This is a genomic window from Stenotrophomonas sp. PFBMAA-4 (genome assembly GCF_030053215.1).
Classification (GTDB): Bacteria; Pseudomonadota; Gammaproteobacteria; order Xanthomonadales; family Xanthomonadaceae; genus Stenotrophomonas.
The window spans coordinates 16,609-39,586 of record NZ_JASGBW010000040.1; the positions used below are offsets into that span (position 1 = coordinate 16,609).

The window sequence follows — 22,978 nt, forward strand, 5'->3', positions numbered from 1 at the left end:
GGTAGCGCCGGGCCATGCCCGGCGGTGTCACGCGCCGGAGCCGGGCGCCTCCCACGGAAACCGCGGCAGGCTCGCCACCGCTTGTTCCAGACGCCGCGACCAGTTGTTGTGGATATCGGCATACAGCGGCGAATCGGCGGTGAAGCGCAGTTGCTGGCCGACCTGCAGTTCGCCCTTGCGCAGCAGCACCATGTCGATCGGCAGGCCCACCGACAGGTTCGAACGGATGGTCGAATCCAGCGACAGCAGTGCGGTGCGCGCGGCATCCTCCAGCCGCGTGGCCAGGCTGACGATGCGGTCGAGGATCGGCTTGCCGTACTTGGATTCACCGATCTGCAGGTACGGCGTCTCCGGCGAAGCGGCGATGGCGTTGCCCAGCGGGTAGACCATGTACAGCCCCGGCTGCTCGCCGGCGATCTGCCCGCCGAAGATCAGCGTGGCCTGGGTGTTGACGCCGTCGTGGCCGTGTTCGGTGTGCTGGCACTTCACCTGGCTGTCCACCAGCAGCGCGCCGACGTAGGCGGCGGCTTCGAACAGATGGCGCATCTGCCGCAGGTTAGGCGTGCGTTCTTCGGCGGCATCACGCTGCAGGCGCGAGACCAGCAGCTGGGTGGTGGCCAGGTTGCCGGCGGCCATCAGTACGAAGGTCGCCTCGCCGGGGTACTCGAACACGTGCAGCTTGCGGTGCACGCGGACATCGTCCAGCGCGGCATTGGTCCGGGTGTCGGCGGCGAAGACCAGGCCTTCGTCCACCTCGATTCCAACGCAATAGGTCATGTGGGTGTCCTATCATGTGCGTCCCGGATTGTAGGCAGGCCGCCGTGACGGCGGCATGCCCACCCCCCACCTGATCGCCGTCACCGGAACCGCATGACCACCGTGCTCCTGAGCCTGGGCAGCAACGTCCAGCCCCGCCGCTACCTCCACGCCGCGGTGACGGCCCTGCGCGAGCGCTTCGGCGCGCTGCAGGTGTCACCGGCCTATCGCACTGCCGCGGTCGGCTTCGATGGCCCGGCCTTCCTCAACAATGGCGTGGCGATCCAGACCGATCTGCCGCTGCAGGAACTGGACGACTGGCTGCATGCGCTGGAAGACACGCATGGCCGCGACCGCAGCGGGCCGCGCTTTTCCGACCGTACGCTGGACATCGACGTGGTGTTCTACGGCGACCTGGTGGTGGAAGGCCCCGGCCATCTGCGCATTCCGCGCCCGGAACTGAAGCACGCCTTCGTACTGAAGCCGCTGGCGGACATCGCGCCGGACTTCATCGATCCGGTGAGCGGCCAGGACCTGGCCACGCTGTGGCGGGCGCACAAGCAGCATGGTGAAGCCTTCGAGGTCGTGGACCTGGATCCCGGCGTGGCGGATTGACCCGACGCAGCCACCCATGGGGTGGCTCTACTGTAGAGCCACCCCATGGGTGGCTAAATGATCAGCTGACCGTACGCCCACCATCCACGCGCAGGGTGTGGCCGGTGACGAAGGTGGCCTCGGCCACCAGCCAATAGACCGCCTCGGCAATCTCCTCGACGGTGCCGATGCGGGCCAGCGGCGTGCGCGCCAGCAGTGCCTCGCGGGCGAAATCGTCCTTGCCCTGTTCCGGCCACAGGATCGCGCCCGGTGCCACGGCATTCACCCGCACCTTCGGGGCCAGTTCCAGTGCCAGCGAACGGGTGGCCATTTCCAGCGCGGCCTTGGCCATGGTGTAGGCGATGTGGTCGCGCATCGGGTCGGTGCCGTGCAGATCGGTCAGGTTGACGATGCAGCCCTGCTGCCGGCGCAGGTAGGGTGCGGCGGCCTGTGACAGCAACAGCGGCGCGCGGGCATTGACCGCGTACAGCTCGTCCATGGCCGCGACAGTCACCTGGCCCAGCGGGGTGGGGAAGAAGTTGGAGGCGTTGTTGACCAGCGCGTCCAGGCGGCTGAAGTGGGCCACGGCCTGTTCCACCAGATCGGACAGGGCATCGGCGTCGCGCAGGTCCGCCTGCAGGGCCAGCACGCTGCCGGGGCGGATGTTCTCCAGGTCGAACGCGGCCTGCTGCAGCTCGGCGCTGGACGTGTGGGCGTGCAGCACCACCGACCAGCCACAGGCGTGGAACTGGCGGGCGATGGCCGCACCGATCCGGCGGGCGCTGCCGGTGATCAGGGCCACGGGGGCGGTGTCGCTCATGAGGGTCCTCCAAGGCTCGGCTATCCTGTGCACCATTGTCACCGCATTCGAAGACACCATGCAGCCCACCTTCCCTCTGCCCGAAGCCGACGCCCTGGCCCACAGCGACCAGCTGGCGGCCGCCCTGCGTGCCGAAATCCTTGCGCAGGGCGGGGCGATCCCGTTCTCGCGCTTCATGGAGCTGTGCCTGTACGCCCCCGGCTGGGGCTATTACAGCGCCGGCGCCAGCAAGTTCGGCGGCAGTGGCGATTTCACCACCGCGCCCGAGCTCGGCAGCCTGTTCGCTGGCAGCGTGGCCAACGCGCTGGCCCCGGTGTTCGCCCAGCTGGATGCGCACGCGCGCATGCTGGAGCTGGGCGGCGGCACCGGCGCCTTCGCCGAGGCCGTGCTGCTGCGCCTGGCCGAACTGGACGCGCTGCCGGCGCGCTACGCCATCCTCGAGCCCAGTGCCGATCTGCGCCAGCGCCAGCAGCAGCGCCTGCAGCAGAACCTGCCGGCCGAGCTGGCCGGCCGGGTGGAATGGGTCGACCGCCCGTTCGACGATGACTGGGACGGCGTGGTGTTTGCCAACGAGGTGATCGACGCGCTGCCGACCCCGCGCTTCCTGATCAAGGACGGCGAGGTCTACGAGGAAACCGTCGAGCTGGATGGCGATGGCAACTTCATGCGCGGCGCGCAGCCGGCCGACGTGCTGCTCAACGGCGCGGTGCGGCACCTGGAACGCTATCTGGAAAAGCCCTTCGCCGATGGCTACCGCTCCGAAGTGCTGCCGCAGCTGCCGTACTGGCTGCAGGCGGTGGCCGGCGGCCTGCAGCGTGGCGCGATGCTGTTCGTCGACTATGGCTACAACCGCGGCGAGTTCTACCAGCACGACCGCGATGATGGCACCGTGCGCGCGTTCTACCGCCACCACGTGCACAACGAGGTGTACCGCTGGCCGGGGCTGCAGGACATCACCGCGTCGGTCGATTTCACCGCCATGGCCGAAGCGGGCCTGCACGGTGGCTTCGAGCTGGCCGGTTACTGCAGCCAGACCAGCTTCCTGCTTGGCAACGGGCTGGACCAGGTGCTGGTGCTGGCCGAGGAGCGTACCGATGAAGTGGGCCGCATCCAGCTGCGCGACCAGGTGAAGAAGCTGACCCTGCCGACCGAGATGGGCGAGCGCTTCCAGGTGATCGGCCTGCAGCGCGAGGTGGATTTCGAACCGGCCTTCGAGCTGGGTGACCTGAGCTGGCGCCTGTGAGTGCGGCGTTGCCGGTGATCAAGCCGCTGCGTCGCCCACGGCTGTGGACGGCGTTGTGGCTGCTGGCAGTGCTGGTGGTGATCGTGGTCTGCCTGATCCCGCCGCCGCCGATCGACCTGCCGCAGAACGGCGACAAGGTCGAGCATTTCCTGGCCTATTTCATCCTGTCCGGCAGCGCGGTGCAGTTGTTCCGCCGTGGTACGCCGCTGCTGTGGGCGGGCGTGGGGCTGGTGCTGACGGGCGTGGGCATCGAGTTCGCGCAGGGCGCGCTGACCAGCAACCGCAGCGCCGACCCGATGGATGCACTGGCCAACACGATCGGCGTGCTGTCGGGCCTGGCGACCGCCCTGACCCCGCTGCGCGACATCCTGCTGCGCTGGCGGGGCTGAGGGGCCTGTAGAGCCGAGCCCATGCTCGGCTTTCCCGTGAAATGCAGCCGAGCATGGGCTCGGCTCTACAGTAGATCCACGCCACGCGTGGGTGAAGCCTTCCAGTAGATCCACGCCATGCGTGGATGTCGTGCCGGTAGAGCCGAGCCATGCTCGGCTCCACCCGTTCCCGCGTCATTTCTGCAGCGTCATCTCATCCAGCACCCACATCGCCGGGCGCGTATCGCCGGTGAAGTTGATGCACAGATCGTCGCGACCCGAGATCCCCTTCGGCAGCGCCGCGCGCAGGGTGACAAAGCCATCGGCATCGGTGTTGGCCGGCAGCGGTACCTGGGCCACGACCTTGCCGGTGCAGTCACCGCGACGGACCAGCATCTCGCCGTTGCGGCTCCTGGCCTTCTCGAACTTGCGCGCGGGCTCGTCGTGGGCCAGCTGGAAGTAGTACGGAATGCGCCCGGCCCGCACTTCAACACTGCCGATGCCGTCCAGCTGTGCCGACGGCCAGCGCCAGCACGGCTGGAAGATGTCCACGGTGAACACCGTGCGTGCGCCTTCGCGCGGGCCGTCGTCTTCCAGGCGCAGCACCAGGCCCTTTTCGCCCACGCAGCTGCGCAGTTCCTGGCTGTGGCGGCTGAGCAGCGACTGCGCGGTGTACGACGCCACCGTCGGTGCGGCGGCCAGCGGCTGGCCCTGGAAGAACGCGGCCGCCTGCACGGTGGCCGGCAGCGGCTGGGTCAGCGGCTGCTGGTACAGCGGCGAGGACGCCGTCACCGGGCTGCCGTTGGTGCTGTAGCGCACTTCATAGCCCAGCGGGTTGGCCAGCGACACGGTCACCGTGTTCGCGGCGCGGTCGTCGGTATGGGCCACGCCCACTTCGAACGGTGTCTGCGCATAGGCCAGGCCCCAGGCGCGGTAGCGTTGCAGCTGCGCGGGCAGGCGGGCGAGGAAATCGCGGAAGTCGCGCTGCTCCGGCGTGCTCCAGCCGGTTTCGGCCACGGCGGCCAGGCGCGGGAACAGGTTGTGCTGCAGGCGTGCGTAGCTGCGCGTGTGCTCGGTGAACATGTTCGCCTGCAGGCCCAGGATGTGCCCGCGCTTGTCGGCGGCCAGCTCGGCCGGCACCGGCTCGAAGGCGTACAGCTTGGCCAGGTTGACCTGCGCCGGGCGGCCCGGCGGCTCGTTCGGCGAGCCGGTCTGCAGGTAATCCAGGTACAGGTGGCTGACCGGCGACATCACCACGTCATGGCCGCTGCTGGCTGCCGCCAGGCCGCCTTCGGTGCCGCGCCAGGACATCACCGTGGCCTGCGGCGGCAGGCCGCCTTCGAGGATCTCGTCCCAGCCGATCAGCCGGCGGTCGTGTTCCTCCAGGAAGGTCTCCAGGCGCTTGATGATGTGGCTCTGCATGGCCATCTCATCCTTGATGCCCAGTTCGCGCATGCGCTGCTGCACCTGCTTCGATGCGATCCACTGGTCCTTCACCGCCTCGTCGCCACCCACGTGCACGTACTTGGCGGGGAACAGCTGGATCACTTCTTCCAGCACGTTCTCCAGGAAGGTGACGGTGCCGTCCTCGACATTGAACAGGTTCGGGAACACGCCCCATTCGCTGATCGGCTTCAGCGGCGTGCCGATCGAGCCCAGTTCCGGGTAGGCCGCGATCGCCGCCGTAGCGTGGCCGGGCACGTCGATTTCCGGAATCACCTGGATATGCAGCTTGGCCGCATAGGCGATCACTTCACGGATCTGCTCCTGCGTGTAGAAACCGCAGTACGGGTATTCCTGCTTCGTCACCGGATCGATGCCGCCATCGCCGGCCGGCAGGCGGCAGCTGCCCACTTCGGTCAGCTTCGGGTAGCGCTTGATCTCCATGCGCCAGCCCTGGTCATCGGTCAGGTGCCAATGGAAGGTGTTGAGCTTGTGCGCGGCCATGGCATCGAGCACGCGCTTGATTTCATCCAGGCTCTGGAAGTGGCGTGCCGAGTCGAGCATGAAGCCGCGCCAGCTGAAACGCGGCGCATCCTGGATCTGCACGGCCGGCAGCACGCCCTGGCTGCCGCCGGTGGCCAACTGGGCCAGGGTGGTGGCGCCGTAGAACAGGCCGGTCTCGTTGCCGGCCTGCACCAGCACGCCCTGCGCGGTGCTCTCCAGCGTGTAGCCCTCGCCGCTGTCGCGGAAGGTGGGAATGATCTGGAAGCGGATGCCGCCGGCCTTTGCCGCGGTCTTGCCGCTGGCCAGCGCCAGGCGCGGGCCGCCACTGCGGGCGAGCAGATCGGCGAACTGGGCTGCCACGCGCTGCTCGGCTTCGCTGTCGGCGCGCAGGGTCGTGCCTGCGGCCACGGTGATGCCGGCGCCATTGCCACGCTGCACGTTGGCCGGCGCGGGGATCAGCATCAGGCTGCCGGCGCGCAGCTGCGGGCCGGGGCCGGTATCCAGTGCCGGCAGATCGGCAGCCTGGGCGGCGGCGGGAAGCAGCGCCATGCCCAGCAGCATGCTGGCAAGGGGGAACGGTCGCATCGTCTCACTCCTGTGGTGGGCGGCTCGCTGTGCCGCGCGTGGCCGCCGCGCAGGCGGCGATTCCGGTCTCCCATCGTACGACGGGCCCGGAAATCCGGGCCCGTCGCGATGTGCAGCTGGTGCAGTCTTAGAACTTGAAGTGCAGGGTGGCCATGTAGCGGCGGCCGCTCTTGTACTTGCCAGCCAGGTGTTCCTTGTCGCCCAGGTACTGGAAGTAGGTCTCGTCCAGCAGGTTCTGCGCGTCCACCGTCAGCGACCAGTTGTCGTTGAAGGTGTAGCCGAAGCTGGCACCCAGTTCCGCGTAGTCGTCCACGCTGGACGGGGCGGCACCGGCCACGTAACCACCGGCCAGGTAGCTGTCACGCCAGTTGTAGGTCAGGCGCGCATTGATCGGGCCCTTCTCGTAGTACGGGCTGAAGGCAATGGCATTGCGCGACTGGTACGGCAGCGGATCGCCGGTGTTGTTCTCACCATTGGCGTAGGTGTAGTTGGCGGTCAGGCCGAAGCCGCTTTCGCCGAAGGGCTGCTGGAAGCTGATGTTGAAGCCCTTGACGTGGCCGCTGCCGGCGTTGCGCGGGCGCTGGATGCTGTAGTCGCAGTAGCCGTCGGCGGTGCAGCCGTTGGTACCGACGAGGTTCGCCCAGGTGGCCGGCGAGGTATCGCGGATCGAGTTGTACTGGCGCTCGATCGTGGCCGAGGTATCGATGTAGTTGTCGATCTTCTTGTAGAACACCGACCAGGCCACCACCGCCTGCGGCGCGTAGTAGTACTCGGCCGAAGCGTTGAAGTTCCACGACTCATACGGCGACAGATCGGCGTTGCCGCCCGAACCGGTCAGGGTGGTGTCGTTGAGGAAGGTGTTGTTGACCATCTGGTTGTACGGCGCCCAGGCGATCACCTTGGCCGCGGCGAAGCGGAACACCCAGTCGTTGTCGGTGTCCCAGGCCACGTTCAACGACGGCAGCACGAAGTCTTCCTTCTTCGTGCGGGTCTGCCACTTGCTGTCCAGGTCGGTCAGGGTGGGCGTGCCGCCGTAGACGAAGCCGCTGCCTTCGGTCTTGGAATCGACGTAGCGCACGCCCAGGTTGCCGCGCAGCGGGCCGTTGGAGAAGTTCAGCTGCGCGTAGGCCGCGTTGTTGGTCTGGGTCAGCGCCCAGCTGTTGTTGAGGTAGCTGGCCGGATCGGGGTTGCTGTAGTCGATCGGGCTGTTGCGCACCCAGTTCAGCACGTTGTTGCGGCCGGCCTGCACGTGGTGGCCCTGGTCGCTGGTGAAGCCCTGGATGTCGGTCAGGCCGATGGTGCCCACGTCGGCCAGCGTGCCCGGGGTGACGCCGCCGTACACGTTGAGGGTGAAGGCCTCATCGTGCTTGCCGTGGCGCACGCCGAACTGCAGCTGGTTGAAGATGCTGTCGAACTGGACGTTGAAATCAAGCTGGGCGTAGGTGTCCTTGCTCTCGGTGGAGAACACGCCGTTGTTGCCGAACCAGCCACCGGCCGAGCCCCAGTTGGCCGGGTCGCGGGCGCCTGCCGGGTCATCGAAGGTGATGCCCTTGTCCATGTTCCAGCTGTAGCCGCCGTTGTAGAACGGCTCGATGAAGTACTGGGCCAGGTTCTTGTTGTCGGACTTGCTCTGGCCGGCCTGGCCGGTCACGCCCCAGCTTTCGCCCTTCCAGGCGCCGCGCAGGTCCACGCCCTTGGTGACCACTTCGGACAGGCGCACGTTGTTGTCATAGATCAGCGTGCCGCTGTTGGCGATGGCGCTGGGGTTGGAGTGGCCGCTGGTGGCCACGCCATTGCGCACGTCGCCGAGCTGGTTGACGGCGTTGACGGTGCCCGGGTTCCAGGTCAGGAAGGAATAGAGCGACTGGTTGTAGTTGTCGAACTTTTCCTTGATGTACATGCCGCTCAGGTTGAACTCGAGCTCGTCGGTCGGCTTGAACTGCAGGTTGACCACGGCGCTGTCACGCTTGCGTTCCTGCTGGAACCAGGCGGCGTTGAACGAGTTCGGCACGTCCACGTCGGCGGCCACGCCGGTGGCGTTGGGGAAGGTGCTGGCCTTGGTGTAGCCGAACACTTCCTTGCCCTGGCGGTCGACGGCTTCTTCGTAATGCTGCGCCGACACGGCCACGCCGAAGGTTTCGTCGTTGTTCTTCCAGCTGTACAGCACGGCAGCGTTCGGCTTGCCTTCGCTGGCCTGCTGGCTGTAGCTGTAGCCCACCGAGGCGGCCACTTCGTTCTGCTTCAGGTCCAGCGGCTGGCGGGTGTGCATCAGCACGGTGCCGCCGAGGCTGCCTTCGGTCAGTCGCGCTTCGGAGGACTTGATGATCTCGGCGCGGCCCAGGATCTGCGGGGCCAGCAGCGTGTAGTCGAAGCCGCGGTTGGGCTGCTCGCCATACAGCCAGATGGCCTGCGCCACCGGGTGGTTGTCGAGGAAGGACAGGTTGAGGCTGGGGTCGGTGCCGTCGATGCTGACGCGCTCGCCCTGGCCGAAGCGGCGGTCCAGGGTGACGCCCGGGATCTGCGACAGCGCTTCAGCAACGTTGGTGCTGGGGAACTTGCCGATGTCCTCGGCGGTGATCGCTTCGGACACACCGACGTTGTTGCGCTTGGTGTCCAGCGACTTTTCCAGGCTGGCGCGGATGCCCACCACCTGCACGGTGTCCAGGTCCTGCGGGGTGGCCTGCTGGGCGTGCGCCGAGAAGGCGAGGCAGCCGACGATGGCTGCCGAAAGCAGAGTCTTGCGGGTGTTCATGATGTCTCTCCTCATCACTGATGTGCGTTGTCGGCGGCGAACGAATGGCAGGTCATGCCTGGCGCCAGCAGGGGCTGCCAGGCGCGATGGTGCGATTCCAGTGCGTCGTGCGTACTGCGGTGCTGCGTACTGCTTGCTGCGTACTGCGGTTCAGGCGTTGGCGTGGAGCAGGAACCAGCTGGCGGCGCCGATGACGCCCAGCTGCCCGTGCTCGACCACCTTCACCGGGATGCGTGCCAGCGCTTCGCCCATCGGCCCCTTCTGCAGGTAGCGTTCGACGAAGGTGCTGGCATGCAGGTATTCGCGGATCTGCGGCAGGATGCCGCCGGCCAGGTAGACACCGCCCTGTGCGCCATAGAAAAGGGCCATGTCACCGATGGTGCTGCCGAGCAGGCCACAGAACACATCCAGCGCCTGGCGCGCCAGGGCATCGGTGCCGGCCATCGCTGCGGCGGTCACCGCATCTGGGCTGGCCAGTACCGGTGCCTGCCCCTGCAGCGCGCAGATGGCGCGGTACAGGTTCATCAGGCCGGGGCCGGACAGCGCGTGTTCGATCGACACGTGCGCGCGGTCGCGCTGCATGTGGCGGACGATCGCCATTTCCAGTTCGGTGCTGGCCGCCAGCGTCGGCTGGCCGGCTTCGGTGGGCAGGACCACCGGGCCGTTCGGGGTGGGGATCCACAGTGCGGCGCCCAGGCCGGTGCCGGGGCCGACCACCAGGGTCGGGCCGCGCGGTGCGGTTTCCGGGCCGCACAGGTGCAGCACGCCGCTGGCATCCACCTGCGCGGCGGCATAGGCCACCGCTTCGAAGTCGTTGACGATGTGCACGTGCTGCAGCCCGACGTCCGCTTCCACCTGGCGGGCCGACAGCGGCCACGGCAGGTTGGCGGTGATCACCGTACCGTCCTCGCGGGCGAAGCCGGCGGTGGCCACCACGCACTGGCTGGGCCGCGCGCTGTCACCGAGGAAGTCGGTGAGGATCGCGCTGAGGCCGGCGTAGTCGGCGTTGCGGTACTTGCGGTATTCCAGCAGCTGCACCGGATGTGCCTCGTCTCCGCTGGCCTGGGCCCGGGCCACGCGCACATGGGTGCCACCGACGTCGGCGGCCAGGAACGAGGGCGCGACTCGGGACAGGACATGGGCCGGGGCGGGGTGGCTGGCGGTCACGCGGGCTCCTGCTGCAGGTGAGGGCCGGACCCACGAAAGGCCCGGCGATTGGGCGGAGTCTGTAACTGCGCTGACAACGATGTCAACGAGTTCGTGACACTTTCGTTGCTGCGCCGCAACGAATGAGAGACACGGTAAACGTTTACATGGTCTTGACCTGGCGTTAACCCGGAAGCCGTTGCGCCATGGGCCTCTAGGGCCAGAGCGCATTCAGCGCGGATCGCGGGTGTCGCCTTGCGCAGTGCAGCACGGCCACATCGGGCCCGTGCAATCAAGTTGACAAACCGCTGTGGTCCATCGAAAGAATGTGACAACGTTGTTCCCAGCCACTCTCCGACACCGCCTTCTGCGGTGGTCGCCGCAGGAGCCCACCCGATGTCCGCCGTCACTGCTGCAAGCGCGCGCCCGAACGTTGCCGCCTCCATCGCCATCGTCGGCGTGCTGTTCTTCCTGATCGGCTTCTTCACCTGGCTCAACGGCCCGTTGATCACCTTCGTCAAGCTGGCCTTCGAGCTCAGCGAAGTCGGTGCCTTCCTGGTGCTGATGGTGTTCTACCTGTCCTATTTCTTCCTGGCCCTGCCGTCGTCGTGGATCCTGCGCCGCACCGGCATGAAGAAGGGGCTCAGCCTGAGCCTGCTGGTGATGGCCGGCGGCGCGGCACTGTTCGGTGAATTCGCCACGCAGCGCTGGTACCCGGGCGCACTCGGTGGCCTGTTCGTGATCGGCAGCGGCCTGGCCCTGCTGCAGACCGCGATCAATCCCTACATCTCCATCCTCGGCCCGATCGAAACGGCCGCGCGCCGCATTGCGCTGATGGGCATCTGCAACAAGATCGCCGGCATGCTGGCACCGGTGCTGATCGGCACGCTGGTGCTGCATGGCATCGGCGATCTGTCGGCCACCGTCGCCACTGCCGACGAGGCCACCAAGGCGCAGCTGCTCAACGAATTCGCCGCCAAGATCCACGCGCCCTACCTGGCCATGGCCGGTGTGCTGGTGGTGCTGGCGGTGGCGGTGCTGTTCTCGCCGCTGCCGGAAATCAAGCCGTCCGAAGCCAATGCCACGCCGAAGGCCGCGGGTGCTGCCGAACGCCGCAGCATCTTCCAGTTCCCGCACCTGTGGCTGGGCGTGCTGTGCCTGTTCGTCTACGTCGGCGTGGAAGTGATGGCCGGCGATGCCATCGGTACCTATGGCCACGGCTTCAACCTGCCGCTGGACCAGACCAAGATGTTCACCTCGCTGACCCTGTTCGCCATGCTCATCGGCTACGTGGTCGGCCTGCTGCTGATTCCGAAAGTGGTGTCGCAGTCGCGCTACCTGACTATTTCGGCGGTGCTGGGCGTGCTGTTCTGCCTGGGCGCCTGGGCCACCCACGGCTATGTCTCGGTGGCCTTCGTGGCGCTGCTGGGCTTTGCCAACGCGATGATGTGGCCGGCCATCTTCCCGCTGGCCATCCGCGGCCTGGGTCGCTTCACCGAAACCGGCTCGGCCCTGCTGGTGATGGGCATCGCCGGCGGCGCGATCATTCCGCAGCTGTTCGCGGTGCTCAAGCAGCACATCGATTTCCAGCTGGTGTTCGTCCTGCTGATGGTGCCGTGCTACCTGTACATCCTGTTCTACTCGGTGATCGGCCATCGCGCCGGCCTGCCGCAGGACAAGGCCTGATCGGCGATGATGGACGGCAGCCAACCCCAGGAAAAGCCGATGCGCAGAGCGACCATCAAGGACGTTGCCGAAAAGGCCAAGGTCTCGCTGAAGACGGTGTCGCGGGTCATCAACAACGAACCGTCGGTGATGCAGGCCACCCGTGCGCGGGTGCTGCGGGCCATCGCCGAACTCGACTACGAACCCGATCCGTCGGCGCGCAACCTGCGCAGCGGCACCACGTTCGTCATCGGGCTGGTGTACGACAACCCCAACCCGTACCACATCATCGGCGTGCAGAACGGCGTGCTCGCCGCCTGCCGCGAAACCGGCTTCGGCCTGCAGATCCATCCGTGTGATTCGAGCTCGCCGATGCTGGCCGATGAACTGGCCGACTGGGTGCAGCGTTCGCGCCTGGCCGGGCTGGTGCTGACCGCGCCGATGTCCGAGCGCCGCGACCTGATCCAGACGTTGACCGCGCGCGGCATCAAGCTGGTGCGCATCATCGCCGCCACCGAGGATCCGGCCGATGGCGCCTGCGTGTTCGTCGACGACCGCGAGGCCGCCTACGAAGTCACCGAGCACCTGATCCAGCTCGGCCACCAGCGCATCGGCTTCCTCTGGGGTGGCTCCTCGCACCGGTCTTCGGGTGAACGCTATGCCGGTTACGAAGCCGCGCTGAAGGACTACGGCATGACCGTGGACAAGCACCTGGTGGTGCAGGGCGACTACACCTTCGACGACGGCTTCCGGGGCGCGCGCCGCCTGCTGGCGCTGCGCGAACCGCCCACCGCCATCTTCGGGTCCAACGATGAAATCGCTGCCGGCGTGCTGGCGGCAGCCAAGTCGGCCGGCATGAACGTGCCCTACGACCTGTCCATCGCCGGCTTCGAGGACAGCCCGTTCTCGCGCCAGTCGTGGCCGCCGCTGACCACCGCCAAGCAGGCCACCGAGGACATCGCCCGCCATGCCGCGCGCCTGCTGATCGCGCAGCTGCGCAGCGATGCCTACGACGATGCCCCCGCCGCCCTGCAGAACCAGGGCTTCGTGCCGCAGCTGGTGGTGCGCGGTTCCACCGCACCGATGCGCCCGGCCAGCGTGCGCCCCCTTCCTTCCGATCCCGCCTGAGTCCGCCATGTCGCTGTCCGACCCCACCGCCACCCTGATGTTCGCCGAGGCTGCTGAAGCGGCCGACGTGGTTGCCCGCCAGTTCGCCCGCAACCACGCCACCCTGGAAACGCTGGCCGCCAGCCTGCGCGCGGCACCGCCGCCGTTCGTGGTGACCTGCGCGCGCGGCAGCTCCGACCATGCCGCCACCTACGGCAAGTACCTGCTGGAAACCCAGCTGGGCCTGGTGGTCGCCTCCGCGTCGCCGTCGGTGGGCTCGGTCTATGCCGCGCCGCTGCACCTGCGTGGCGCGCTGTTCATCGTCATTTCGCAGTCGGGCAAGAGCCCGGACCTGCTGCGCAACGCCGAAGCGGCCAAGGCCGCCGGCGCGCGCGTGATCGCGCTGGTCAACGTCGAAGACTCGCCGCTGGCGCAGCTGGCCGACACGGTCATTCCGCTGCATGCCGGTGCCGAGAAGAGCGTGGCGGCAACCAAGAGTTACCTGGCCTCGCTGGCCGCGCTGCTGCAGCTGGCCGCGTACTGGAAGCAGGACAGCAGCCTGCGCAACGCGCTGGACCTGTTGCCCGATGCGCTGCGCGCCGCGTGGCAGTGCGACTGGAGCGCGGTGACCGACGGCCTTGTCGGGGCCACCAACCTGTTTGTGCTGGGCCGCGGCCTGGGCCTGGGCGCGGCGCAGGAAGCGGCGCTGAAGTTCAAGGAAACCTGCAGCCTGCACGCCGAGGCCTACAGCTCGGCCGAGGTCAAGCACGGCCCGATGGCGCTGGTCGACCGTGACTTCCCGGTACTGGCCTTCGCCCAGCCCGACGAGACTGGCGCCGGTACCCGTGCGGTGGTCGAGGAGTTCAGTGCGCGCGGTGCCCAGGTGTGGCTGGCCGGCGCCGGGGGCGACCTGCCGGTGGCCGTGGCGCCGCACCCGCTGTGCGCACCGCTGCTGACCGTGCAGAGCTTCTACCGCGCCATCAACGCACTGGCGATCCGCCGTGGCTTCAATCCCGACCTGCCGCCGCACCTGAACAAGGTCACGGAGACGGTCTGATGGCCACGGTCCTGCGCAACGCCCGCATCCTCACCGGCGATGATTTCCGCGACGACCTGGCGGTGGTGATCGAAGACGGCCGCATCATCGCGCTGCTGCCCGATGCCGCCCCGCAGCTGGGCCTGGCCGACGAGCAGGTGGACCTCGGCGGCGGCTGGATGCTGCCGGGCTTCATCGACGTGCAGGTCAACGGCGGTGGCGGTGCGCTGTTCAACAACACCCCGGATGTCGCCTCGCTGCGCACCATCGCGCAGGCCCACCGGCGCTTCGGCACCACGGCGATGCTGCCGACGCTGATCAGCGACGACGTGGCGGTGATGCGCGAAGCGATCGCGGCGATGCGCGAGGCGATCGCACAGGCGGTACCGGGCGTGATCGGCATCCATCTTGAAGGCCCGTACATCGCCCCGGCGCGCAAGGGCACCCATGACGCCAGCAAGTTCCGCGTGCCCGATGCCGAGGAAATCGCCCTGGCCGCCTCGCTGGACAACGGCGTGACCCTGCTGACCCTGGCGCCGGAACGCGTGCCACTTGAGACCATCCGCGCGCTGGTCGAGCGCGGGGTGATCGTCGCGGCCGGGCATACCGCAGGCACGTACGAAGAAATCCGCGATGGCCTGGATGCCGGCGTGCGCGGCTTCACCCATCTGTACAACGCGATGTCGCCGCTGCAGGGGCGCGAGCCCGGTGCCGTCGGTGCAGCGCTGGAAGACCGCGACAGCTGGATCGGCATCATCGTCGATGGCGTGCACGTGCACCCGGCCAGCCTGCGCGTGGCGCTGGCCGCCAAGCCGCGCGGCCGCCTGCTGCTGGTGACCGACGCGATGCCGCCGGTCGGTGCCGATGACCCCAGCTACGTGCTGTACGGCGAAACCATCACCGCCGTCGACGGCGTCGTGCGCAATGCCGCCGGCGCACTGGCGGGCTCGGCGCTGGACATGGCCACCGCGGTGCGCAACACCGTGCAGCTGCTCGGCCAGCCGCTGGCCGAGGCCGCGCGCATGGCATCGACCTACCCGGCGCAGTTCCTCAACGTGGATGACCGCCTGGGCCATATTGCCGAAGGCTACCAGGCCGACCTGGTGCTGCTGGACGATGCCCTGCAGGTGCGTGGCACCTGGATCGCCGGACAGTACGAGGCGGCCTGATGAACGCTGCGCCGCCACGCCGGCTGGGCTCGATCGACGCCCTGCGCGGGCTCACCGTGGCGGCGATGCTGCTGGTCAACAATCCCGGTGACTGGAGTGCGGTGTTCGCGCCGCTGCGCCACGCGGAATGGCATGGCTGCACGCCCACCGACCTGGTGTTCCCGTTCTTCCTGTTCCTGGTGGGCGTGTCGATGGCCTTCAGCGTGGCACCGCGTGCACAGGATCCCCTGGCACGCCCAGCGCTGGCCAAGGGCGTGCTCGAACGCGCGCTGCGCATCGCCATCGCCGGCGTGCTGCTGCACCTGCTGGTGTGGTGGGCGCTGCACACGCATCACTTCCGCATCTGGGGCGTCCTGCAGCGCATTGCGCTGTGTGCGGCGGTGGTCGGCGTGGTGGCGGTGTATGCGCGGCCACGCGTGCAGGCCGCGCTGCTGGTGGCGCTGCTCGTGGCCTATACGGTGCTGCTGCTGGGCATCGGCGATCTGGCAGCGTGGACCAACCCCACCAGCCGCCTGGACACCACGCTGTTCGCGCCCTTCATCTACCAGTGGCAGGCCGATACCGGCCTCGGCCACGACCCGGAAGGCCTGCTGAGCAGCCTCGGCGCGCTGGCCAGCACGGTGCTGGGCCTGCTGGCCGGGGCCCTGCTGCGCCATGGGCGTGCGGGTGCACTGGCCGGCCTGGGTGTGGCGACGGCCGTGCTGGGCCTGCTGCTGGCCAGCGTACTGCCGCTCAACAAGCAGCTGTGGACGCCGAGCTATGTGCTGTGGACCGGCGGCCTGGCCGCGGTGGCGCTGTGGCTGGCACACCTGCTGATCGACCGCCGCGGCTGGCCCGCGCTGGGCCGCCGCTTCGGCGTGAATGCCATCACGGCCTACCTTGGCGCCTCGGTGATGTCGGTGCTGCTGTTGGCGACCGGCGCCTGGGGCTGGGTGTGGCAGCAGCTGGCCACCGCGCTGCCACAGGCACTGGCGCTGGCGTCGATGCTGCAGGCGCTGGCGTTCGTCGCCCTGTGGTGGGGCGTGGCGTGGTGGCTGGACCGGCGTCGCATCTACCTGAAGATCTGAGGGCATCTACCCTTGGATTGGCCTGAACGCTTTCATGCACATGCACGCCACGTGATGCCCGCGCGATTTCACACTCGCACTGTGATGCTTCCGGCATAACGTCACACCTGAACCCTTCATGGCGCCCCAGCGGCGCCCGCAGTGTCCATATCCGCAATTCCTGACTTCCCGATCCAGGAGTGCCGTATGTCCGTTGCCGCACCGCGTCCGCATCGCTTGACCCGCTGCCTGCTGCAGGCCCTGGCCTTTCCCGCCGCACTGGCCGCCACTGTGCCCATCGCATGGGCAGGCTGCGACAGCGTCGCTCCGCTCACCGGGCAGACCGTCACCTGCAGTGCCGCCGCACCCAACCCGCAGACCGTGCCGGTCAGCGCCAGCGGCGAATCCGGTATCACCGTCACCGTCGCCAGTGGCGCCCAGCTGCAGCAGAGCGGCGGCGGCAGTGCCATCACCCTGGTCGGTGCCGGTGGCCACCAGCTCGGCAACCAGGGGGCGATCAGTTCGGCAGGCGGCATTGCCGTTCAACTGGGCGGCGGCAGCCGCGTCGACAACCTCGGCAGCATCAGCACCGGCAACAACACCGCGCTGCAGTTCGTCGGCGCTGGTGACAGCGTGCTGGTCAACCGCGGCACGATCACGGGCCTTACCGGCGTGCAGTTCGGTGCCGGCAACGATCGCCTGGAGATGATCGACGGCAGCATCAGCGGCGGCGTGCTGCAGGGCGATGGCAACGACGTGCTGCTGATCAGCGGCGGCACGCTCGACAGCGTCGACCAGGGCAGCGGCGATGACCAGATGACGGTCAGTGGCGGCACGGTCACCGGGCTGGTGACGCAGGGCAGCGGCGCCGACGCTTTCGTCATGACCGGCGGCACCATCGGCGCGCTGCAGCAGGGCGACAACATCGATACCTTCCGCATGAGTGGCGGCCGCATCATCGGTGCCTTCGAGGATGGCGACCAGGCCTGGATGACCGGCGGCCGCATCGGCCGGGTCAACATGAAACTGGACAAGAACCTGTGGGACCAGTCCGGCGGCACGGTGGACGGCAACGTGGTCACCGGCTTCGACACCGACACCATCATCATTTCCGGCACCGCCTACATCGGCGGCAACATCAGCGTCAGTGGTGGCAACGACAGCGTGACCATCACCGATGGCACCGTGCGCGGCCAGGTACTGCTCAGCACCGGCAACGATACCTTCAACTGGAATGGCGGCGGCATCGTCTACGGCGCCATCGATGGCGGGCCCGGCGACGACGTGGCCACGCTCAGCAACCTCAACCAGGCCAACCTGGGCGCGGTGCCACTGTTTGATGGAGGCAGCGGCACTGACCGGCTCAGCTTCAACAACGTCAAGACCACCGGCGTGGCCCGCTTCCAGAACTGGGAGGCGATCAGCCTCGCCAGCAGCACCGAGCTGACCTTCGATGGCGACCTGGTGCTGGGTGACAGCGGCACAGGCAGCGGTACGCTCACCCTGGACGACACCAGCACGCTCTACGCCGGCAACGGCGCGCATGCGCTGCGGCCGTTCGCTGCCGGCGCGCTGGTGGATGTGGTCAACGCCGGCCGCATCGACCTGACCGGCAGCAGTGCCGGTGATGTCTTCAGCATCCGCGGCAACTACCGCGGCGAGGGCGGCGGCCTGTACCTGCGCACGGTGCTGGCGGGGGATGGATCGACCAGCGACCGCCTGGTGATCGACGGCGGCAATGCCAGCGGCACCACCGGCATCGGCATCCTCAACGCCGGCGGGGGCGGCGCGGCCACGCTGGCCGACGGCATCCTGGTGGTGCAGGCGCTCAATGGGGGGACCACGGCGGCCAATGCGTTCTCGCTGTTCGCGCCGGTCGCGGCGGGCGCCTATGAGTATTTCCTGTTCAAGGGAGGTGTCAGTGCGGGCACGGGCGAGAACTGGTATCTGCGTTCGACGCTGGTGGCTGGTCCCGTTCCGGCACCCAATGGGATTGGCATCAATGCGGTGCCACCACCGCCCACGCCCGATGTCGCCCCGCCACCGCCGATCACGCCCGCACCTCCGCCGCCGCCGGAGGGCGCGGTTGATCCGGACCTGACTGCGGGCGAAGCCGCACCGCCGCCACCGCCGCCCGAGCCCGCACCCGTGGCGCCGCCCAGCGACCCGGCCGTGCCCGACGTACCGGTGGCCGGCAGCAGTCTGCCGGGCGCCGGCGCCATCCCGCCCAGCCCCGGTGCGCGCCCGGCACAGGGCGACGTGGTGCCGCTGTACCGGCTGGAAACTGCCGCCTACGCGGTCGTGCCCCCGCTGCTGCGCGAGACCTCGCTGGCCAGCCTCGGTACCTTCCACGAGCGCCAGGGCGAACAGCGCCTGCTCTACAGCAACGGCGCATTCCGCACCGCCTGGGGGCGGCTGGTGGGGCAGAGCAGCGACATCCAGTGGAAGGGCGACGCCCAGCCGGGCTTCGACGGTGACCTGATGGGCGTGCAGGCCGGCCTGGACCTGTGGGCCGGCGCGGGCGACCACCATCGCAACCAGATCGGCGTGTTCGTCGGCCGCACGCGCGCGCAGGGCAAGACCCTCGGCACGGCGCTGGGCTGGGAAAACGTGGAGGTCGGGCAGAGCCGGTTGGATGACAAGCACGTGGGCCTGTACTGGACCCTGACGGGCAGCGAGGGCGGCTACCTCGACGCCGTGGCCATGCAGAGCCGCTACGACGGCCGCACGCGGTCCTCGCGCGGGCTTGGCATCGACGTCAAGGGCGACGGCACCACGCTGTCGCTGGAAGCGGGCAAGCCCGTGCTGCAGTTCGGGCAGTCGTCCTGGTGGCTGGAGCCGCAGGTACAGGTGATCTGGCAGCGCAGTTCGCTGGATGACCAACGCGACCTGGTGTCGGCCGTGCGCTTCGACAATGACAACGCCTGGACCGGCCGCATCGGCCTGCGCCTGGTCGGCGATTACCAGCTGGCCGACAACGGCTGGCAGCCGTACTTCAAGGTGAACTACTGGCACGACCGCACGGGCGAGGATCGCATCCAGTTCGACAGCGACACGATCATCAATTCGCAGCGCTCGCGCGCGCTGGAAGCCGGTGTCGGTGTGGTCGCGCGCTTCAACCGCACGATCAGCGCCTACGCCGTGGCCGACTACACGCGCGAACTGGGCGGCGACAGGAACGAGAAGCGCCGCATCATCGAAGGCAACATCGGCCTGCGCGCCGATTGGTAGCGCCGGGCCTTGCCCGGCGGTGGTGGCATGCACGCAACATCCGCCGCAGGCGCGTATGCTGTTTCTGTAACCCACGACGAAGGAACGTCGAATGCACGTCGATCTGCGCGTCATGGCTGTGGCACTGTTCTGCGCCATGGCCTTGGCCGCCCCCGCTGCAGCCATCGAACTGCCCACCGCACAGGCGCGCATCGAACTGCTGGACATGCTGGAACGCGAGGCGCTGTACCGCGATCGCGTGGACTGGCCAGAGATGCGAGCGCGCTTGAGTGCCGCCCAGGGCAACCCGGAGAAGATCCGTGACGTGCTCAAGGAAGCCATCGGCCGCAGCACGGGCGGGCACGGCGCCTGGATCAGCGCGGAGCGGATGCGGGCGGAAGGGAAGCGGCTCGGTCGCGTCAACGCCGCCCGCACTGCCGCGCCTGGCGCAGTGGGCGCCCCTGTCCCTGCACCGCGCCTGGATCCGCGCATTGGCTGGGTGGACGTCGGCGGATTCTCCGTTGTTCCTGGCCCGGCCGCGCAGCAGCAGATGCAGGACCGCGCAGCGCGCTGGCAGGCGACCATCCGTGAGCAGGACAACGGCAGCCGCTGCGGGTGGATCGTGGATCTGCGTGGAAACACCGGTGGCAGCATGTGGCCCATGTTGCTGGGCGTCGCGCCGCTGCTGAGGAACACCGCCGTCGCTGACGAGATCGTGGGCGCGTTCGCTGAAGCAGATGGGCCGATGCTCTGGCATTCCACGCCTTCAGATGTACGTCTTGGTGCGGATGTGATTGTTGACCTCGGCCAGTCTGCCTATCAAGCGAAGCAGCGGGGTGCGCCCCTGGCTGTCCTTGTCGGGCCGCTCACAGCCAGTGCCGGCGAAGCGACGGTGCTGGCCTTCCGCGGTCGGCCGCAGACGCGCAGTTTCGGCGAGCCGACCGCCGGCGTGTCCACCGCCAACGTGGTGCGTACTCTGGTCGACGGCAGTTCGCTGGTGCTGACCACCAGCGTGATGCAGGACCGCAACGGCCGCGGCGATGGACTGAAGATCACGCCGGACCAGCGCACCCGCAGCGACACCGCCACCATTTCCGCTGCACAGGCCTGGCTGCTGGCACAGCCGGCGTGCGCCATACGCTGACAAGGATTCAACAATGAACTCACGTTACCCCGCGCGCGCCGTCGTCGGCGCCGCCCTCCTGATCGCCTGCATGGGCCCGGCCTTCGCGGATCCGGCTGACAGCGTGGAATTGCCTTCCCCCGAAGCACTCGAACAGATGCTGCACCTGCTGGAAACACAGGCCCTGTATCGCGATCGCGTGGACTGGAACGATGTGCGCGCGCGGCTGGCCGCCGCAGGCGATGACCGTGCACAGCAACGACGCGTGCTGGATGAGGCGGCCACGCGCAGCAGCCGTGGACATGGCCGATGGATATCACCCAGCCAGCAGCGCGAACGCTCAGGCCGCGCCCAGCGCCTGAATGCCGGGCAAGGCGCTGCGTTGGCAGAATCCCCGGCCGTCGATGCCCGCATTGGCGTGCTGAAGGTCGGCCCGTTCGTGGAGGATCTGCAGCGCAGCGAGCAGGAGCGTCATGACGCGCGCAAAGCCTACGCGCTGGCGCTGCAGCAGCGCATCGTCGATCTGGATGACGGCACGCGCTGCGCCTGGGTGGTGGATGCAGGCAGCAACGGTGGCGGCAACATGTGGCCCATGCTGCTGGGGTTGTTGCCGTTGCTGCGGGGAACACCGGATGCCCAGGGGGCATTGATCGGTGCTTTCCGCAGTGCCGATGGCCTGCAGTGGTGGCGGCAAGGGGAAGGTGAAGTCCGGCAGGATGGCACGCAGGGGCTGCGCTCGCGGCAGGCCGCTTATCGCCTGCGAGCAGGTAGCGCTCCGGTCGCGGTACTGATCGGTGCACGCACCGCGAGTTCAGGTGAAGCCGTCGCGTTGGCATTCCGCGGGCAGGCGGGCAGCCGCAGTTTCGGCCAACCCAGCGCAGGCTTTTCCACCGGCAATCGGCCCGTGACACTGGTGGATGGCACCACGTTGCTGTTGACCCACAATGTGATGGCTGATCGCAACGGACAGGGTGACGGTGCCAAGCTGCAGCCCGACGAGACCACGGCCACCGGACCGGCAACCCTGGCCGCCGCGCAGGCCTGGCTGCTGGCCCAGCCCGCCTGCAAGGACGGCTGACCGATGATGATGATCGGCCAGCAGGAACGGGTGGTGGTGGTCGGCCCGACCGAGGCCCATCACTGCCTGCGCTGCCAGACCGAAACCGGCTTCGCCCCGCGGCTGCGCTACCGCATGGCGCGCATCGATCTGCTGTTCGGCTTCGTCTACCAGCGCCGCTACGAACTGGCCTGCACTGGCTGCGGGCATGGCTGGCTGCTGGATACCGACACCATGGACCAGCAGCTGGGCGGGGTGCCGATCCCGTTCCGCCACCGCTTCGGCCTGCCGGTGATGCTGGTGGTGGTGGCTGGCCTGGCGGTGGCCGGGTGGATGTGGCGGCAGGGCTATCTGGCCTGAGGCCCCGTCCTGCTAAAGTGACAGCCTGCAATCACGTACCGGAAGCGACCATGGACCACGACACGCCGTTCGAACCCCTCAACGACCTGGAGGTTCGCCTGCTGCAGGCACAGGACGGTACGCTGACCGCGTCGCAGTTCCTCGATGGCCTACTGACCGCGCCGGTGTTCGTGCTGCTGGACAAGGCCATCGGTGAGGATGGCGCCTGGGACGAGACCATTTCGCCGCTGGTGCTGACCAGCGAGGGGGGCGAGCCGATGTTCGCAGTATTCACCGCGCCCGAGCGCGCCGGTCTCTGGCACGAGCAGCTGCCGCAGTTCGCCCATGCGATGCCGATTGCCGTACACGCGCTGCTGGCCGGTATCGGCGAGGGCGTGGGCCTGGTGCTGAACCCGGGCCTGGATGTGGGCATGGAGATGATTCCCGATGCGGTGGCCCAGCTGAAGGATCGCGCTGCGGCGATTACCCGCGGGATGGCGCACTGACCGAGGGCCCGATCCGCCCGCTGTCGTTTTCAGACCGGCGTGGGCGGTTGCGCGCCGGTTGCTGGGCCCGCCATGGGTGTTTCGTACTTTTTGTAAAGCGCTCAAAGGCCTGATGGTGTCAGCGTTTCGCGGGGGGTACGCCTCCCGTGTCGCATTTGCCTCTTCAACGAGCCGCTTTCCCGCAACACGCTCATGGCTCATTGGCTCTGCGCGCGTTGCTCCATGGATGGCTCCGCTTCTCGTCTGCACTGGCTTGCCCTGCGCTCGGCGCTGGCAAAGCCGCACGATGTGCATCGTTTCCTCAGGCTGCATACGACCTGCGGCCCCGATGTGCTGGTGGCCGAAACCCTCGATGGCGTCGAGCAGATCGACGGCATCGGCTTCCAGTGGACGATCACGGCGCTCTCGCTGGATGCGAGCCTGGCGCTGGCACCGCTGATCGGGCAGGGCGCGCTGCTGCAGCTGCAACAGGCCGACGGCAGCGTGCGGCCGCTGCATGGACGCATCAC

19 protein-coding genes are annotated in these 22,978 nt (G+C 68.1%); 14 read left to right on the plus strand and 5 right to left on the minus strand.

Annotation, left to right across the window (positions count from 1 at the left end; all coding sequences use genetic code 11):
• Positions 1–27: 27 nt before the first annotated feature.
• Entirely contained in the window at positions 28–777 is a 750-nt protein-coding gene (locus QMZ26_RS19210) for a 20S proteasome subunit A/B (RefSeq protein WP_283222377.1), read from the minus strand.
• 93 nt (positions 778–870) lie between these two features.
• Here QMZ26_RS19210 and folK point away from each other — a divergent pair, with 93 nt between their 5' ends.
• Positions 871–1,371, plus strand: coding sequence for a 2-amino-4-hydroxy-6-hydroxymethyldihydropteridine diphosphokinase (folK, locus tag QMZ26_RS19215; protein WP_283222378.1), 501 nt, complete (start codon positions 871–873; stop codon positions 1,369–1,371).
• 61 nt (positions 1,372–1,432) lie between these two features.
• On the opposite strand, the gene QMZ26_RS19220 is transcribed toward folK, so the two are convergent.
• Positions 1,433–2,170 carry a pteridine reductase gene (locus QMZ26_RS19220; protein WP_283222379.1) on the minus strand — a complete coding sequence of 246 codons (738 nt, stop codon included), beginning with the start codon at positions 2,168–2,170 and terminating at the stop codon, positions 1,433–1,435.
• Positions 2,171–2,228: 58 nt separating this feature from the next.
• On the opposite strand from QMZ26_RS19220, the gene QMZ26_RS19225 reads away from it, so the two are divergent.
• Both QMZ26_RS19225 and QMZ26_RS19230 read left to right on the plus strand, forming a co-directional pair.
• Complete coding sequence (locus tag QMZ26_RS19225) at positions 2,229–3,413, plus strand: SAM-dependent methyltransferase (RefSeq protein ID WP_079223363.1); 1,185 nt, start codon at positions 2,229–2,231, stop codon at positions 3,411–3,413.
• Positions 3,410–3,802 (plus strand): VanZ family protein, encoded by a 393-nt coding sequence (locus QMZ26_RS19230; RefSeq protein ID WP_283222380.1) that lies wholly within the window; start codon positions 3,410–3,412, stop codon positions 3,800–3,802. The genes QMZ26_RS19225 and QMZ26_RS19230 overlap by 4 nt, the downstream gene beginning before the upstream one ends.
• Positions 3,803–3,976: 174 nt before the next feature.
• Here QMZ26_RS19230 and QMZ26_RS19235 read toward each other — a convergent pair whose 3' ends face one another.
• The 3 genes from QMZ26_RS19235 to QMZ26_RS19245 all read right to left on the minus strand — a co-directional run bounded on the left by QMZ26_RS19235 (position 3,977) and on the right by QMZ26_RS19245 (position 10,232).
• Entirely contained in the window at positions 3,977–6,313 is a 2,337-nt protein-coding gene (locus QMZ26_RS19235; protein ID WP_283222381.1) for a family 20 glycosylhydrolase, read from the minus strand.
• Positions 6,314–6,440: 127 nt separating this feature from the next.
• Positions 6,441–9,065 (minus strand): TonB-dependent receptor, encoded by a 2,625-nt coding sequence (locus QMZ26_RS19240; protein WP_200733030.1) that lies wholly within the window; start codon positions 9,063–9,065, stop codon positions 6,441–6,443.
• 150 nt (positions 9,066–9,215) lie between these two features.
• Entirely contained in the window at positions 9,216–10,232 is a 1,017-nt protein-coding gene (locus QMZ26_RS19245) for a glucokinase family protein (RefSeq protein ID WP_079223355.1), read from the minus strand.
• 375 nt (positions 10,233–10,607) lie between these two features.
• Here QMZ26_RS19245 and QMZ26_RS19250 point away from each other — a divergent pair, with 375 nt between their 5' ends.
• The 11 genes from QMZ26_RS19250 to QMZ26_RS19300 all read left to right on the plus strand — a co-directional run.
• Entirely contained in the window at positions 10,608–11,897 is a 1,290-nt protein-coding gene (locus QMZ26_RS19250; RefSeq protein ID WP_283222382.1) for a sugar MFS transporter, read from the plus strand.
• A 39-nt stretch (positions 11,898–11,936) separates the two neighbouring features.
• Positions 11,937–13,004 (plus strand): LacI family DNA-binding transcriptional regulator, encoded by a 1,068-nt coding sequence (locus tag QMZ26_RS19255; RefSeq protein WP_079223351.1) that lies wholly within the window; start codon positions 11,937–11,939, stop codon positions 13,002–13,004.
• 7 nt (positions 13,005–13,011) lie between these two features.
• The gene (locus QMZ26_RS19260) at positions 13,012–14,040 is read left to right on the plus strand and encodes an SIS domain-containing protein (protein WP_283222383.1); all 1,029 of its coding nucleotides are present in this window, start codon (positions 13,012–13,014) and stop codon (positions 14,038–14,040) included.
• The gene (gene nagA / locus QMZ26_RS19265) at positions 14,040–15,188 is read left to right on the plus strand and encodes an N-acetylglucosamine-6-phosphate deacetylase (protein ID WP_283222384.1); all 1,149 of its coding nucleotides are present in this window, start codon (positions 14,040–14,042) and stop codon (positions 15,186–15,188) included. Before QMZ26_RS19260 ends, nagA begins: the two co-directional genes overlap by 1 nt.
• Entirely contained in the window at positions 15,188–16,255 is a 1,068-nt protein-coding gene (locus tag QMZ26_RS19270; RefSeq protein ID WP_283222385.1) for a DUF5009 domain-containing protein, read from the plus strand. Before nagA ends, QMZ26_RS19270 begins: the two co-directional genes overlap by 1 nt.
• Positions 16,256–16,441: 186 nt before the next feature.
• Positions 16,442–19,465, plus strand: a complete 3,024-nt coding sequence (locus tag QMZ26_RS19275) for an autotransporter domain-containing protein (protein ID WP_283222386.1) — start codon at positions 16,442–16,444, stop codon at positions 19,463–19,465.
• 205 nt (positions 19,466–19,670) lie between these two features.
• Positions 19,671–20,588: a S41 family peptidase gene (locus tag QMZ26_RS19280; protein WP_283222387.1), complete on the plus strand. Its 918-nt coding sequence runs from the start codon at positions 19,671–19,673 to the stop codon at positions 20,586–20,588.
• Positions 20,589–20,601: 13 nt separating this feature from the next.
• Complete coding sequence (locus tag QMZ26_RS19285) at positions 20,602–21,645, plus strand: S41 family peptidase (RefSeq protein WP_283222388.1); 1,044 nt, start codon at positions 20,602–20,604, stop codon at positions 21,643–21,645.
• 3 nt (positions 21,646–21,648) lie between these two features.
• On the plus strand, positions 21,649–21,984 hold the full coding sequence (locus QMZ26_RS19290) for a hypothetical protein (protein WP_200733037.1): 336 nt from the start codon (positions 21,649–21,651) through the stop codon (positions 21,982–21,984).
• A 50-nt stretch (positions 21,985–22,034) separates the two neighbouring features.
• Positions 22,035–22,469: an SseB family protein gene (locus QMZ26_RS19295; RefSeq protein ID WP_079223343.1), complete on the plus strand. Its 435-nt coding sequence runs from the start codon at positions 22,035–22,037 to the stop codon at positions 22,467–22,469.
• 222 nt (positions 22,470–22,691) lie between these two features.
• A partial coding sequence (locus QMZ26_RS19300) for a hypothetical protein (protein ID WP_283222389.1) occupies positions 22,692–22,978 on the plus strand: 287 nt, incomplete at its 3' end.